Source organism: Shigella sp. FC1967, assembly GCF_001743005.1.
Classification (GTDB): domain Bacteria; phylum Pseudomonadota; class Gammaproteobacteria; order Enterobacterales; family Enterobacteriaceae; genus Proteus.
In genome coordinates this window covers 1-11,768 of record NZ_MIIZ01001497.1, presented here as the reverse complement: position 1 = coordinate 11,768, position 11,768 = coordinate 1, and the positions used below count along the sequence as shown (strand labels likewise).

25 protein-coding genes and 1 tRNA gene are annotated in these 11,768 nt (G+C 38.1%); 22 read left to right on the top strand and 4 right to left on the bottom strand.

Going from position 1 to position 11,768, the window contains the following annotated elements:
* The first annotated feature begins 440 nt into the window (after nt 1-440).
* Both BHE89_RS23395 and BHE89_RS24100 read left to right on the top strand, forming a co-directional pair.
* Nucleotides 441-752, top strand: a complete 312-nt coding sequence (locus tag BHE89_RS23395; RefSeq protein WP_063693275.1) for a hypothetical protein — start codon at nt 441-443, stop codon at nt 750-752.
* Nucleotides 753-762: 10 nt separating this feature from the next.
* On the top strand, nt 763-924 hold the full coding sequence (locus tag BHE89_RS24100; RefSeq protein ID WP_171729914.1) for a hypothetical protein: 162 nt from the start codon (nt 763-765) through the stop codon (nt 922-924).
* Here BHE89_RS24100 and BHE89_RS23390 read toward each other — a convergent pair.
* Nucleotides 898-1,191 (bottom strand): hypothetical protein, encoded by a 294-nt coding sequence (locus BHE89_RS23390; RefSeq protein ID WP_069367905.1) that lies wholly within the window; start codon nt 1,189-1,191, stop codon nt 898-900. The genes BHE89_RS24100 and BHE89_RS23390 overlap by 27 nt on opposite strands.
* Nucleotides 1,192-1,358: 167 nt before the next feature.
* Here BHE89_RS23390 and BHE89_RS23385 point away from each other — a divergent pair, with 167 nt between their 5' ends.
* The 19 genes from BHE89_RS23385 to BHE89_RS26740 all read left to right on the top strand — a co-directional run bounded on the left by BHE89_RS23385 (nt 1,359) and on the right by BHE89_RS26740 (nt 8,467).
* A complete protein-coding gene (locus BHE89_RS23385; protein WP_069367904.1) occupies nt 1,359-1,601 on the top strand; it encodes a hypothetical protein in 243 nt (80 codons plus the stop codon).
* Between the two features lie 118 nt (nt 1,602-1,719).
* The gene (locus BHE89_RS23380) at nt 1,720-1,983 is read left to right on the top strand and encodes a hypothetical protein (RefSeq protein ID WP_069367903.1); all 264 of its coding nucleotides are present in this window, start codon (nt 1,720-1,722) and stop codon (nt 1,981-1,983) included.
* Between the two features lie 62 nt (nt 1,984-2,045).
* Nucleotides 2,046-2,246: a hypothetical protein gene (locus BHE89_RS23375; protein WP_069367902.1), complete on the top strand. Its 201-nt coding sequence runs from the start codon at nt 2,046-2,048 to the stop codon at nt 2,244-2,246.
* 22 nt (nt 2,247-2,268) lie between these two features.
* Nucleotides 2,269-2,460 carry a DUF551 domain-containing protein gene (locus tag BHE89_RS23370; protein ID WP_063693272.1) on the top strand — a complete coding sequence of 64 codons (192 nt, stop codon included), beginning with the start codon at nt 2,269-2,271 and terminating at the stop codon, nt 2,458-2,460.
* A gap of 53 nt (nt 2,461-2,513) precedes the next feature.
* Complete coding sequence (locus BHE89_RS24095) at nt 2,514-2,669, top strand: hypothetical protein (RefSeq protein WP_171455270.1); 156 nt, start codon at nt 2,514-2,516, stop codon at nt 2,667-2,669.
* A 7-nt stretch (nt 2,670-2,676) separates the two neighbouring features.
* Nucleotides 2,677-2,931 carry a hypothetical protein gene (locus BHE89_RS23365; protein WP_069367901.1) on the top strand — a complete coding sequence of 85 codons (255 nt, stop codon included), beginning with the start codon at nt 2,677-2,679 and terminating at the stop codon, nt 2,929-2,931.
* Entirely contained in the window at nt 2,928-3,080 is a 153-nt protein-coding gene (locus BHE89_RS24090) for a hypothetical protein (RefSeq protein ID WP_171729913.1), read from the top strand. The genes BHE89_RS23365 and BHE89_RS24090 overlap by 4 nt, the downstream gene beginning before the upstream one ends.
* A complete protein-coding gene (locus BHE89_RS23360; RefSeq protein ID WP_069367900.1) occupies nt 3,077-3,394 on the top strand; it encodes a hypothetical protein in 318 nt (105 codons plus the stop codon). The genes BHE89_RS24090 and BHE89_RS23360 overlap by 4 nt, the downstream gene beginning before the upstream one ends.
* A gap of 1 nt (nt 3,395) precedes the next feature.
* A complete protein-coding gene (gene exoX / locus BHE89_RS23355) occupies nt 3,396-4,064 on the top strand; it encodes an exodeoxyribonuclease X (protein ID WP_069367899.1) in 669 nt (222 codons plus the stop codon).
* A 6-nt stretch (nt 4,065-4,070) separates the two neighbouring features.
* Nucleotides 4,071-4,751, top strand: coding sequence for an AAA family ATPase (locus BHE89_RS23350; RefSeq protein WP_069367898.1), 681 nt, complete (start codon nt 4,071-4,073; stop codon nt 4,749-4,751).
* Nucleotides 4,748-5,335, top strand: a complete 588-nt coding sequence (locus BHE89_RS23345) for a DUF669 domain-containing protein (protein ID WP_069367897.1) — start codon at nt 4,748-4,750, stop codon at nt 5,333-5,335. Before BHE89_RS23350 ends, BHE89_RS23345 begins: the two co-directional genes overlap by 4 nt.
* Nucleotides 5,336-5,437: 102 nt before the next feature.
* Entirely contained in the window at nt 5,438-5,611 is a 174-nt protein-coding gene (locus tag BHE89_RS23340; RefSeq protein WP_171729912.1) for a DUF7167 family protein, read from the top strand.
* 2 nt (nt 5,612-5,613) lie between these two features.
* Nucleotides 5,614-5,934, top strand: coding sequence for a hypothetical protein (locus BHE89_RS23335; RefSeq protein ID WP_069367896.1), 321 nt, complete (start codon nt 5,614-5,616; stop codon nt 5,932-5,934).
* A complete protein-coding gene (locus BHE89_RS23330; RefSeq protein ID WP_069367895.1) occupies nt 5,934-6,431 on the top strand; it encodes an ASCH domain-containing protein in 498 nt (165 codons plus the stop codon). The genes BHE89_RS23335 and BHE89_RS23330 overlap by 1 nt, the downstream gene beginning before the upstream one ends.
* Nucleotides 6,431-6,763 (top strand): hypothetical protein, encoded by a 333-nt coding sequence (locus BHE89_RS23325; protein WP_069367894.1) that lies wholly within the window; start codon nt 6,431-6,433, stop codon nt 6,761-6,763. The genes BHE89_RS23330 and BHE89_RS23325 overlap by 1 nt, the downstream gene beginning before the upstream one ends.
* Before the next feature lie 343 nt (nt 6,764-7,106).
* A complete protein-coding gene (locus tag BHE89_RS23320; RefSeq protein ID WP_069367893.1) occupies nt 7,107-7,325 on the top strand; it encodes a hypothetical protein in 219 nt (72 codons plus the stop codon).
* Nucleotides 7,315-7,860 (top strand): phage N-6-adenine-methyltransferase, encoded by a 546-nt coding sequence (locus BHE89_RS23315; RefSeq protein WP_069367892.1) that lies wholly within the window; start codon nt 7,315-7,317, stop codon nt 7,858-7,860. The genes BHE89_RS23320 and BHE89_RS23315 overlap by 11 nt, the downstream gene beginning before the upstream one ends.
* Before the next feature lie 7 nt (nt 7,861-7,867).
* Complete coding sequence (locus tag BHE89_RS23310) at nt 7,868-8,074, top strand: DUF4060 family protein (protein ID WP_069367891.1); 207 nt, start codon at nt 7,868-7,870, stop codon at nt 8,072-8,074.
* Nucleotides 8,075-8,278: 204 nt separating this feature from the next.
* Nucleotides 8,279-8,467, top strand: a complete 189-nt coding sequence (locus BHE89_RS26740) for a helix-turn-helix transcriptional regulator (RefSeq protein ID WP_069367889.1) — start codon at nt 8,279-8,281, stop codon at nt 8,465-8,467.
* Here BHE89_RS26740 and BHE89_RS23300 read toward each other — a convergent pair.
* The 3 genes from BHE89_RS23300 to BHE89_RS23290 form a co-directional block, all read right to left on the bottom strand.
* Nucleotides 8,459-9,616: a tyrosine-type recombinase/integrase gene (locus BHE89_RS23300; RefSeq protein WP_069367888.1), complete on the bottom strand. Its 1,158-nt coding sequence runs from the start codon at nt 9,614-9,616 to the stop codon at nt 8,459-8,461. The genes BHE89_RS26740 and BHE89_RS23300 overlap by 9 nt on opposite strands.
* Nucleotides 9,617-9,782: 166 nt before the next feature.
* Nucleotides 9,783-9,854 (bottom strand) — tRNA-Arg (locus BHE89_RS23295).
* Nucleotides 9,855-9,980: 126 nt separating this feature from the next.
* Entirely contained in the window at nt 9,981-10,760 is a 780-nt protein-coding gene (locus BHE89_RS23290) for an AraC family transcriptional regulator (protein ID WP_069367887.1), read from the bottom strand.
* Nucleotides 10,761-10,864: 104 nt separating this feature from the next.
* On the opposite strand from BHE89_RS23290, the gene BHE89_RS23285 reads away from it, so the two are divergent.
* Nucleotides 10,865-11,668, top strand: coding sequence for a sulfite exporter TauE/SafE family protein (locus tag BHE89_RS23285; protein ID WP_069367886.1), 804 nt, complete (start codon nt 10,865-10,867; stop codon nt 11,666-11,668).
* The last annotated feature ends 100 nt before the right edge of the window (nt 11,669-11,768 follow it).

Below are 11,768 nucleotides of genomic sequence, written 5' to 3'. Positions count from 1 at the left end.
CTTTTTTTGTACCCTCACCCCGCCAAAAAAGTGATCTGCATTCCAATCTAAGATTTATTTGAAAATAAATTACCAACAAAAACAACCAAATAAAACCAAAGTAATATAAAAACACCATTATAAACAACTTTAGTTGTTGACAATAAAACAACTATGGTTTTAAATATAACTCATCAACGGCAAGCAACATGAAATACAGCCTAATGTTCTTTAATAATTTGGAAAGTCGGAACAGCATACCTACCCTGTTTAGACCCTTACGCAAAAATGCGACGTATCACTAGGCACGATCTGGTTAGTGAGAATGTTACTACTGCACGAGAGTGATTACAGATTGGAATAGGCAACACTGGCAGATGTTAGGTATGTAAGCGCAAGAATACTAATTATAGGTCATTCAATGAGTGACCTATGGTAAGTAAAAGAATAACGGAGGTTATGTGGAAATTTACTATCAACCGCCAAAAAAATTTAAAGGCAATCCAACACCAGTTAGCGTTAAGAAAGTTAACAGCAACTCATTCAAGGCTAGGCAATACGCTAGATATGCATCTTTCAGAGCTAACAAACTGAAAGAGGAAGAAATTACTAAAGCTAACTCAGTGAAAGAGAAGAAAGAACGCCCTGTTCTCTCTCTCAAACCAACAAAGCATTATCCCAGTGGAGATAACTGTTGCTTACCTAATGTAGCAGTATTTTCAGGAGTTAAAACAAAACAGCCGAGCAGTGAGTTCGGGGTTACGGCGAGATAGGAGAAGTGCAATGGAAGAATTAGAGAATTTAATCAATACAGTCGCAGAAAATGAAGGCGTTTCACGACAAGAAGCAATAAAGCTGGTTGTAAAGTTAATTAATAACAGACAAGCCAGCTTACCAACCGGAATCGCTGAATTAGATTCAGGGCTTGGTATTATGGGGGTATAAGAGTGATGCCCAGTTGCTAAATTCGCAAACAAATATAGATGGTGACTGAGAAGATAGTGGATTTGCAAACTTGTTAATTTCATTTCTTAAATTAACTGCTGATAAACCAGAATTACCGACATAAGTTCCATCAGGGAGATCTTTTCTTACCCCTTCGTTGTTATCAAAATATTTATACATGTGCAAAAACTCCATGGATTCATGAAGTGAATTATAATCATCTATATCTGCATCATAAATTTCAATTCTTACAAGATAGCTTGCCATTTAAAACATTCCTTATTTTGACTGTGGAATAACCAATATATCAATTTTCCTTGACTGTGGAAAGGAAGGAAACCACCTCGCCTGACGTGGTTAAAAGCAGGCACAGTTAACTAATTACAGTCCATTCTGTGGGCTGTGGTGAGTTGATTAATAGATAGGAGATAGAGATGGAACGCATTCCAGAAGTTGATTTTGAAGATATGGAACATGGAAAGACATATCTCTGGTATCGAAATACAAACGATATTGATTTTGCTTGGTTGAGTGACGATGGAAAGCACTTAATTACACCTGAATATTTCAATGACAGCATTCCTGACTATTGGGAATTAAGCGCTGGTCTGGTTGGCGTATTGTATGGTCCGGTAAATATCGAAACAGCCGTCAAGCCAGATGAAACAGAGGAATAACGGAGGGAGTATGACAGACAAAACAGAAGTTAAAGAATTGATGTTGGCTGATATTTCTTTTAGAGATTATCTAGCCGCCGAAGCTATGAATGCAATGTTAAAGGCTAGTGGGTGATGTATGGAGTTTAAGCATAGTCCAGCGCCGTGGCATTTAAGGGGCGGAGTAATTAAAAACTCTCTTTTGATTGATGATAATCATAACGTTGTAGCATCCTTTCTCACTGAAATTAAAGAAGAAGATGCTCATCTAATCGCATCAGCACCAGAGTTATTAGAGCAGTTAATAAGACTTCGCAATAAAATTGCAAGCTATAAACCAGATGATGACGACAATTTAGATACCACTGACGCTGTAATCGCAAAAGCCCTCGGTCAGCAGTAACCCACCACTTAATCATTCATATCACTATTAATAGTGAGGAATACGCACATAAGGAATTAATTATGAAATTCACAGAAGCAGAAAGTAATCCGATGGCAGGACGCAACAAGCCAATTCAAGCAGTAACTATCGGTAAGATGACTATTTCACAGTTTGGTGATGGTCAGCTTTGGATAGAAGAGCCAAGCGGTGAGCATGGCGGTTCATTTAAAGAATCTGATATCGCCAATTTGCTCGAAGAATATCATGCCAAAAACTTCTAAACGCACATAAGGAACATAGGAAATGGCAAATGATAATAACGGCTGGATTCGCTGTGATGATGAACTTCCGTTAGCAAGTAAACGAGTTCTTATCACAACAATATACGGAAATGTTGTTGAAGCGAGCCGAGTGAAGGGTAATAGATTTAATCGACTTGGACAAGAAGTGATAGCAACTCACTGGCAGGAATTACCAGAACCAGCAAAGCAGTAACCCACCGCACCAACACCAGATAACCACCCTATCGCTCACCTAGCGAGGTAAAAATGAAATCAGAATATTACATCACTATGCGTGATTGCATGGCGGTGCGTATCACTACACCTCAAGCACGTAAGAATAAACGTACAAGCCCATGGTTATTCAGTTTAGCCGTGGTCATTGTGACAACCGTTGGCGTAATACCGACATTTGTAAGCTGAGGTGATTATGCAAATTTCATACAGCTACTCGAACGGAACTTGGGTAGTAGACGGCAAAACAGTCATGGAATTTGACGAAAGTAGCAAGCTCAGTATTGAGATAGGAAGTTTCGCTGACTTGGCTAAATTAACGGGAATCGACCCCGTGGAAGCACTGCAATGGATTATGCAGTTCGACAAGGAAGAGATTGACAGGATTGTCAATGAAGCAAGTAAGGATGCCCCTATTTCTAAGTTAGCGCCACTAAGGAGGGTTGCGTGACAAGACATCAACAATGGATAGAAGAATTACGCAGGAAGCGTAAAGAATCGCAGGAACGCGAACACGATGAATTTATGTATCAAACGGAAGTGTTAGGACGACAAGGACTGTCGATACCAGCAAAGGATTTTTCAGGAGATTTTCAATGAACGTTTCTAGCTCATACCCTACCGATAAATACCCTCGCCTAACATCATCACTAGCAAAAAACAGAGAGGAAGCGCTGGCTCAAGCTATTGCAATGATTGAGGGGCGTTTGCCAAATACGAGCGTGAAGGAGAGAGAAAAGCGACTAGCAATGGAGCTACTACACATGAACTTGGACGCATCGAAAAATCACCCTCCTCTACCTGCTCATATTCAGGCATTACGCGATGCAGAAAGGAATTCTGCACCGAGTAATAAATTTGAAGTCGATTACTACGGAAGTGATCGTCGTTCTGGTCAATATTTGGGGGATTAATATGACATATCGAGTAGTAGATACAGAGACTTGTGATTTTGACAGTGGAATAGTTGAGATTGCAAGCATCGACATTAACAACAATCAAATTGATTACACATCTCAGAAATCCCACTTTGTAAACCCACAGAAACCAATCTCAATAAGCGCAATGACAATCCATCACATCACCGATGAAATGATTGCTGATTCTCCACTTATTGATGACGTTATCGGTAATTACAAAGGATCTGATTACCTAGTTGCACATAATGCCGAGTTCGATAAGCGAATGATGCCGGAAATGGATGCTCCGTTTATTTGTACGTTAAAGCTGGCAAGGCGCTTATATCCAGAGTTAGAGAGCCACAACAATCAATATCTACGTTACGCACTAAAGCTGAATGTTCATGTGCCAGATGGATTACACGCACACAGAGCGCTATATGACTGCATTGTTACAGCATCATTGTTTAAACGAATCAAGGACGATTCAGGGTGGTCAGATAAGGAAATGTTAGAAATAACAAGTCAGCCATCACTATTAAATAAGTTGCGTTTCGGTAAGTACAAAGGAATGACATTTGCCGAAGTTAAAAAAGAGAACTCAGGGTATTTAACTTGGCTACTAGGTCAATCCGATTTAGATCCTGATGTTGAATTTAGTATTAATTACTGGTTATCGAGGTAACTAATTATGGGAACAGCAACGTTAATTATTGGTGAGTCTGGAACAGGGAAAAGTGCCAGTCTACGCAATATAAAACCAGAAGAAACATTATTAATTCAGACGGTAAGGAAGCCGTTGCCGTTTCGCTCAAATGCATGGAAGCCATGGAACAAGGAAGATCCTAAAACATCAATATTTGTATGCGATAGATGGGAATTAATAACATCATTTATTTCAAAAGCTAGTGAATACGGTAAGAAGATAATCATTATTGACGATTTTCAGTACCTAATGGCTAACGAATTCATGCGCCGCTCTGATGAAAAATCATTTGATAAATTCACAGAAATTGGTGCTCACACATGGAATGTGATTAACGCAGCAATCAGTGGCACACCTGATGATGTACGGGTTTACTTTTTAGCTCATACCGAAGAAACGCAAATGGGTAAAGTAAAAATGAAAACCATTGGCAGGATGCTTGATGAAAAAATAACCGTGGAAGGAATGTTTACTATCGTGCTTAAAACACTGGTCAAGGATGGTCAGTACCTATTCTCAACACAGAATAGCGGTAACGATACGGTTAAATCACCAATGGGGATGTTTGAATCCCACGAAATAGAAAACGACTTAAACGCAGTTGATGATGCAATTTGCGAATATTACGAAATTGAAAAAAATAAAGAAATGGAGAATGTAGCATGAATGGTAATGTGATTTTTACATATAATCAAGATGATGCCTTAGCTGCTGGACAAGGTGGTTTTATCAATGAGTCTGGTGCTTATGTTATTACTATCTCAGAAGCAAAGTTAGGTATGTCAGAAAGCGGGGCTAAATTTATTGAATTTTCAGGCGAGGAAGATGATGGACGAAAGGTTAATTATCTTAGTATCTACAGCACAAAGAGAGATGGGGAAGTAAATAAATTTGGTCATAACCTAATTAATGCAATTATGGGCTGCTCTGGAGTACAGCAATTAACTCAAGTTAAAGTGGGAGAAAATCATTTTATTGCACCAGAATTTAGCGGTAAACGTGTAGGACTTGTTTTGCAAAAAGTATTAAAAACAAAAACAAATGGCAATGAAACATATAGCTTTGATATTAAAATTCCATTCTTTGCTGATACTCGCCAAACGTTAGCAGAAAAGATTGATAATGCACCTGCTGTGACCATCGATAAAATTCTTGCCTCATTAAAAGATAAGGATGAACGCAGACAGCAATCACAATCAAATCAGGGTTACGGATATCCACAATCTACTGATGATGATGCGCCATTCTGATTAAAATCGTTCAATAGACACCTACCCACGCCACGCTATTTAAGTGATTTAACCAAAGGATATAACCATTATTCAGTGCAAGGATGCAAACAGGAGATAGATATGAGCAAGCAAATGTATTTACACGCATCAACTAACAATATCGGGTCTGAATGCAAAACTGAACTCGATATCACAGAAGACGAATGGAACAAACTTACGGAGAAAGAGCAAGATCAACTTATCGGCGATTTCATTGCTAATGTTTGTGATTGGTGGGTGCAACCAGAGGAATGAATATGAACAGTTTTACACATTATGGGCAATTTATGAAATTTACACTACCAGAACCAGACCCTAAGAATGTTTGCAATCTTTGTGGTGGTAATGTCGGAAAAGATAATTTAATCCAAGGTCAGGCGGCAAATATTTGCTTCGAGTGCTCAGATTTGGTGAAGGAAATGGCAGATGAAAAGCGTAAGCATATAGCTAAAAAAGAAATAGAACGTATCGCAGCTGTTATTTCTGCTGGTAATAAAGGATTAATTGATTTAGGTATGGCTACTGCTTATATGTACGCCGAACGCTTATATAAAGCTGGATATAGAAAGGTGGAGTGATGAAAGACAGAATCAAGTTTAACAATGTCATGTTAACGGCTGTCATGGATGGCAGAAAAACTCAGACGCGCAGACCTATTGATCCCCAGCCAAAACTCAACGAAGAGCATTTAAAACAGATGGGTGCAATCGCAGAGGGTTTTACACTTGGTCAGGTGGTTAACTCGGCGTGGCAGGCTGGATTCATTGATGTTGATTGCCCATACGGTGATTCAGGCGACATCATCAATTTTGCAGACAAGGACGGTATTATCAAAGGGAAAATTGAAATTACTGATGTTTGGGTTCAGCAAGTTCAGGAGATATCACAGGATGATGCTCACGCTGAAGGATTTGAGCTTACTGGGTGGCGACCTACTTATAGTGACCCAGACAGCGGCGGCGAGACATTCACACCGTACGATAAATTCGCTGATGCATGGATAGATATTTACGGCGAAGATAGCTGGATTAATAACGAATGGGTATGGGTGATTGAATTTAAAAAGGTGGAGTGATGGATAAATCAAGACAGCAGTTTGAAGAGTGGTTTAATGACGAATATGAAACAACAATGAAAGACTACGATGAGCCATTAATTGAGTTCGTTATGAAGCAACTATTTATTGTATGGCAAGCATCACGCGAGAGTTTAATTAATAATCTACCAGAAAGCATTAATTGCCCTACCGCACCAGAATTAATATGGCTACAAGTTGACCCCGAGCCAGAGGAGATAAATAAACCTGAATTTCCAGTTAATTTACGTAGTGACGATGTAACTTGGTGTGCAGATAGAATTCATCAAACTGACACATTATATATTCGTGCTGATTTAATTCAAAAGTAAATAACCATGCAAATAATCGGATATGTATTACTCATGCTAATACAGGGTTCTGCTGTGCCCGTAACGGAAGATATTTATACGCAATCGGAATGCAATAAAACGTGCTGAATATTTAATGTCAGTGAGGAATGTTGAAAGTTATTTGTGGTGAGGTAATGAGAAAATGAGCAAAATTAAAAGATAAAATAATTAGTCTACTTAAAAAATAATCAGTTAACCATAGATGAATTATATTACTTATGTAGTCCTGAATACTCTAAAAGTCAGGTTAGTTGTGTAATTAGTCACTTGGAAGCAGGTGGAATTATTAAGAAAAATACTTGTGAATATTGGGAGTTAATTAATGAAACAAGTTCAAGCAATGACGACGTTAGTTTTAATTGATGGTGTTACATATCAAATAGCTCTACCTAAGCAATATGTCTCTCTTCAGGCAAAGCAGGCGTTAATGTTTGCGCAGGAGTTCGGTGGTGTAATTATCCCCTGTACGTTTACTCACATAAAGCCAATGGAAGCAGATGGATTGCCTTTTAATATAGGTGATAACAAGGATGAAAGCTGACTACGGAGGTAGCCACACACCAAAGGAATTGCGTGATAGATGGCAAACTCCCCTACCTTTATTCACAGCACTGGACGCTGAATTCGGTTTCTATTTAGATGCCGCCGCTAATAAAAATAATGCACTCTGCTCTCATTATCTCACCGAAAAAGACAACTCGTTAAATTGCGACTGGGAAAGCTACGGTGCTATTTGGATTAATCCTCCCTATTCAGATATTCAGCCTTGGATTAATAAAGCCGACGAACAATGCAAAAAGCAATTGCAGCCTGTCGTGATGTTAATTCCTGCTGATACTTCTGTCGGTTGGTTTAATTCTGCATTAGAAACAGTTGATGAAGTGAGACTAATTACAGGAGGAAGAATATCTTTTATCAATGCAGGAACAAACAAGCCCGTCAATGGAAATAATAAAGGATCAATGCTTTTAATATGGCGACCATACATCAAACCACGAAAGATAATTAATACTGTCGATAGAGACGAGTTAATTAATATCGGCAATAAAATACTAAATGAATGGAAAATAGCATAGGTGAATTATGAGATTAATAATTCGCGGTGAAGTCACGCCCACAGAAAGGATTGCTATTAATGAGGCACTGGAAGCCCATAAAAAGAAATATAATCGAACTGGAATAATCGTTAGCCACAAAATAAAGATAGGAAAGAATATCTACCCAGTCGAAATAGAAAACTGTCGTAAATCATATATGGTCACTTTGCGTAATAAAAGGCAAAGACTATGAATGCACAGGCAATGGAAAACGCACGAAGGCAAATAGCAAAGGAATGCCTCATCGAACTCAGAAGCCACGGAATACCCAACGACAAACTAACAACTCAGATCCTCGATAAATACACACCAAAGTTTAAGCCTCTAAATCACACAAAGTACAACACAAAAGATGTTATGTGCCAATACATCAGAAATCTGCAAAAGGAAGAGAAAGATGAATAGATTGCAACCAGACTCACTAGTCGATTTAAAATTTATTATGTCAGACACTGGATTTAAGAAAACATTTATTTACGATCGCATAAAAGAAGGAAAACTACCGGAATCAACAAAGATACACGGTAGGGCAAGATGGTTGTATTCAGATGTATTAGAGCTTAAAAGAAAGTTGATGTCATCGTGATATTTCATCGATGTAATCAGCGAACCATTGCATCATTTCCCTTCTCTTATCCAGATATTCAGCATGATTATAAACGCCTCGAATGGTGCTTTTATCAACATGCGCTAACTGCCTTTCTATTAAATCACGGTTGAACCCATGTTCATTCAATATTGTACTGAATTGATGGCGGAAGCCGTGTCCACTCGCCAAACCATCATAGCCGATTTGTTTGATAACCATTAATACAGAGTTCTCGCTGATCGGCTTTCTTTTATCACTTCTTCCAGCAAAAACAAAATCTGATATATCACCTGTCATTGATTTCATTTTTAGCAAAAGAGACTCAACCTGCTTTGACATAGGAACAATATGAGGCTTTCTACTTTTCATTACCTCCGGTCTAATGTTTATAGTTTTTCCATCAAAATCTATATCAGACCATAATAGGTTTCTCATTTCCTTTGTTCTTACTGCTGTATATTGTAAGAATTCGGTAGCTAGTTTACTGATAATGCTGCCAGTAAAAGATTGAAGTGATTTATTAAAATCAGGGATCTGCTCTTTAGTTAAGAACGGGAAATGCTTCTTTCTGTATCCCTTTTCTGCATCAGCTAAATCGGGAGCTGGATTGTACTTTGCTCTACCTGTAATAATTGCATATCTAAACACTTCCCCACATCTACGCCTAGCCTTACTAGCTCTCTCCATCGCTCCTCTTTCTTCGAACTTCCTTATTACCTTTAAAAGCAATGTTGGCGCGATGTCATCCATCTTGTAATTACCTAAAATTGGTAAGATATCGGATGAAAACATAGATTGAAGCTCTTTTCTGTATTTTTCTGACCATGTGTCTTTTTTGTAATCAAACCATTCATTAAAAACATCAACAAACAGATCTTTATTGCTTTCTTCTTTTTTGGCTTGATTGATATCAATTCCCTTTGCCAGCTCTTTTTTTAATTCAAATACTTTTTCTCTTGCTTCCTGCAGAGATAGCTCTGACAACTTGCCAAGAGAATATATCTTTTCTTTACCCATAAACTGATATCTCATCTGCCAAGCTTTGACTCCTGTTACTGGTATAAATAGATAAAGGCCGTTACCGTCAGAAACCCTATACGGTTTATCTTTTGCTTTAAATGATGATATCTGCTTTACAGTTAGCATTTTGGGTAAAATCTCGCTGGGTAAAAAAATTTACCCAATATTTACCCAATAAAGATGGCGGTTGTCAACGAACTAATGCGAACTACAACGGAAAAGAAATTACTGTGTGTATTGGTTTTTGTGGGATTTTGCGAACGTGGGCGAACTGTTGCGAATGGATTAAGAGCGTTCCCTACAGGAATCGAACCTGTAACTAGCCCTTAGGAGGGGCTCGTTATATCCATTTAACTAAGGGAACATGCGTAGGTAGGTACTGTATAACTTATGGATGACCTGTATTTTACCCCCCTCACTCTCTATTAATCAAGTTTTAACGCACTGATATTGGAAGGAATTTTTTTGTTTCTTTTTTGAACAATGTGATTTAACTTAAAACTCTCAATTGTTTTAAAAAATATTTCGGTGAATATCCCATCTCTTTATTAAACATTGCACTAAAGGCGCTCGGATTTTCATAACCCAGTTCTAAAGCAATCTCAGTCACTGAATCACCTTTTTTTAAAGCCGTTAACGCATACATTAAACACGCTTTTTGTCGCCAATCTCGAAAAGAAAGCCCTGTTTCTTTATGAAAAAGACGAGTAAAAGTACGTAAGCTCTTATTTAATTTTTCAGCCCACATTTCTGGTGTCGTACGAATATTGGGTTGTGACATAAATTCAGTACACAATTCATCTAATAAAGCATGTTGTGGTAATGGCGTAAAATAAGGTAATGGCTTGGCCTGGGCTAATTCATGACAAAGCAAAGTCAATAATGCGCTATCTCGCCCACCTAAATCGTAAAGTAAAGGAAGTTCATTAGCTGAAAGTAATAACTGATGTAGCAAAGGGGAAACTTGTAAAACCTCACAATATTCTGAGTAACGAGGAATTTTGTTAGGCTCAATATAGAGACTATAAGTACAACTTCCTAACATTAGCACTTGATGTACTTTTTCTGCTGGGATCCACACACCACTGTAAGGTAATACAATCCATTGACCATCCTCCGTTTTAACTTTCATTACCCCATTAGGGGCATATAAAAATTGTGCTCGTCGATGATGGTGAGCTTCAAGTAATGTGTCATAAGGATAATCAGAGCCTAATGCTAAAATATCACGAGGAAGATTATCCACACTGTTGATATCGATATTACGCATAATATTTAAAATGTCCTAAATTCATATGAATTTGTCATTATCGCGTGGGTAAGCCATCACATTATTCTATATTGTTAATCTCCTGACTCAACAGGAGATTTAAAATGACACTCTGGCTGATTTCTTTTGGTTTAATTTCTGGCATCACAACATGGTTATTTGGCTTTGGTGGTGGCTTTGTCACAGTTCCCTTACTCTATACACTTATTCTGACAGTCTGGGGAATAGACAGTTTACCTGCTGAACATGCTATGCAAATCGCGGTTGCTACCTCTGCATTAATTATGTTGTTTTCTGCAACAGTCACAACGATCAAACACCATAAAGCCAAAAGGCTTGATTGGAACATCATGTCCATTTTATTTGTCGGTATCGCTTTTGGCGGGATCTTAGGTGCGCTTCTCGCTTTAACGGTTGAAGGTGAGTGGATAAAATGGATCTTTATTGGTTATCTTTTCGTCACTATTTTAGACTGCTATTTTCGCCCTGGTTTTATGGCTCCCGCTCATAATCCCCAAAAAGTGACCAACACAAAAGAAAGCATCAATGGTACTGTAATTGGAATTATTGCTGCTTTTTTAGGCGTTGGTGGAAGTGTAATGACAGTACCTTTATTGCGCCGTAGAGGAACGCCAATGGCACAATCGGCAGCAATGGCTAATGCATTAACTTTACCTTTAGCACTTACAGCGACATTCACTTATATCGCACTTTCTTTCACATCACCTTTAAATAGTGAATCTGGTTTTATTGGTTATATTTGGCTAAAAGCAGCATTTATTCTGATTTGTAGTACTTGGATTGGTTTGAAGATTTCTGAGCGCTTTTTATCTCGTATTCCCGACAAATGGCATGCGAGAATTTATCCTCTGTTACTGAGTCTTGTTTTAATTGTCATGCTGTTTTAAACCCTTTCTTCTATACAGAAACAGAAGATAAAAACACAATAATAATTGCATATAAAATGGTGATTTTGAGTATTCGGGAAAACGCCATTTTTTAACGATT